This window comes from Nostoc sp. LEGE 12454, from assembly GCF_056620565.1.
In genome coordinates this window covers 1-1,799 of sequence record NZ_JBWQXL010000111.1, presented here as the reverse complement: position 1 = coordinate 1,799, position 1,799 = coordinate 1, and the positions used below count along the sequence as shown (strand labels likewise).

Genomic DNA, 1,799 nt, shown 5'->3' with positions numbered 1-1,799 from the left:
CAACTTTAGTTGGAGCCAACCTTCCATTTTGATATGGACTGATTTATCAATCATTCTATTGAGCAAAAGTTTCAACTTTTAGGGGACGACAAGTTAGAGTTAATTGCATATATTTGTACAGAAAGCCGCCAAAGCTTCAACAAAAGTATGTAAACGTTTAGTTGCTCACTGGCGGCGATATCCTCTAGTTAATTGATGTCAAAGAATATTTAGAATTGGTAAAAAAGGCGGAATACAATTATGGATGTTTGGAATTTGGCTAAAGGTTTAGGAGTCGTAATCGTTGGCGCAATAGCTTTCTCTGGAAACTCTGCTATTGCCAAAATCAATCAGGGTATGACTCTAGAGAATAATCTGAATGCACCTACCTTAAACACAGCGATTAAAAAGCACAATACATTAGGAGACGATGCCCTGAAAATTAATTACAGCATCAAACAAACTCAATCTCAAAATAGAAATGCTGCTCTAGATAAGAAAAAAACTTTGCTAGCAGGCTGCCGGGGATTTTGCTTGTGAGCGTGTTTTTAAACCTTAGAGGATGTTTGAAAAGTATTTTTGGTAACTTCTGAGGCTCGGAAACCTAACCCCCTAGCCCCCCTTGACTACAAGGGAATGGGAATTTCAAAGCCTCTCTCCGCTTGCCTAACGGCAGGCTGACGCCAACGGGGAGAGGAATGCAAGTGGGGTTTCTGGTATACTTTATTACATTTTGTTAACGCACCATCTAATTTTCTTCTGAATGACTTAGGCCTTTCCAAAAACTAGATTTTAGCTCAGGTAGTACAAGGATTTCAGAAGAGATCGCTGGCGATGAGCATTTTCTTCTTCGGAGGTTTCAGTGAGTTTTGACCGCGATCGCGGTTTGTTATTCGTCCCACCTTCAACACAAGATCACATAAAAGGTATGCTGAATGCCACAGTTGTGCTTGTGATGTATGGGGACTATGAATGTTCTCAAAGTGCGGACGCTTACAGGCTGATTAAAGTCATTGGGCGACACCTTAGTGTTTCTTTGGGGGAGAATTATTTGTGTTTCATCTTCCGTCATTTTCCACAGATAGAGATTCATTCTCATGCTCAACGTGCTGCTGAAGCAGCTGAAGCGGCTGCTGTCCAAGGTCAATTTTGGTCAATGCATGAAATGCTGTTCAGCCATCAACAAGAGTTGGGAAACGGCTATCTGGTGGAGTATGCCAATAATCTAGGACTTGATATTTCCCAATTTCTGCAAGATATATCTAAAAAAGTCTACATCGATCGCATCAATGAAGATATTGAAGGTGGATTATACAGTGGAGTAACGGCTGCCCCAGCACTGTTTATTAATGGAATTCGCTATCCCGTAGGCGTAGCCCAACCCAGGCATCGCTGGACTGTTGAGCAGATAATGGCAGCCATTGTTGCTGCAAATGATTAAGGTTTTTGATGCTTATCTTAACAAGTATTTCATAATTTTTAGACGCACGACAAGAATCAGAGATTTCAGCAAATTAGCAAGAATACAGAGGCGATCGCCATGATGCTTTTTACATGGAAAAAAGTTCAAAAATTGTTGCTGTGGTTATTTGCATTAAGTGTTGTCGTTGGAATATCAATGCACCCAACACCAGCCACCTCTAAGGAATTACCTCAAACGTCCAACTCTAAACCTGCGATCGTTCTCGTTCATGGGGCTTATGCTGACGGTACATCATGGCAACACGTTATTCCATTGTTAGAGCAGGATGGCTACAAAGTGACTGCTGTGCAGATTCCGCTCACTTCTCTTGCTGATGATGTGGCAACGACGAAGCGGG

3 protein-coding genes are annotated in these 1,799 nt (G+C 41.7%); all 3 read left to right on the top strand.

Going from position 1 to position 1,799, the window contains the following annotated elements:
• Positions 1-240: 240 nt before the first annotated feature.
• Positions 241-519 (top strand): hypothetical protein, encoded by a 279-nt coding sequence (locus AC1F2U_RS34650; RefSeq protein WP_480265262.1) that lies wholly within the window; start codon positions 241-243, stop codon positions 517-519.
• Positions 520-841: 322 nt separating this feature from the next.
• Positions 842-1,420, top strand: coding sequence for a DsbA family protein (locus tag AC1F2U_RS34645; RefSeq protein WP_480265261.1), 579 nt, complete (start codon positions 842-844; stop codon positions 1,418-1,420).
• A 99-nt stretch (positions 1,421-1,519) separates the two neighbouring features.
• Positions 1,520-1,799 (top strand): hypothetical protein (locus tag AC1F2U_RS34640; RefSeq protein WP_480265260.1); only part of this gene is annotated, 280 nt, incomplete at its 3' end.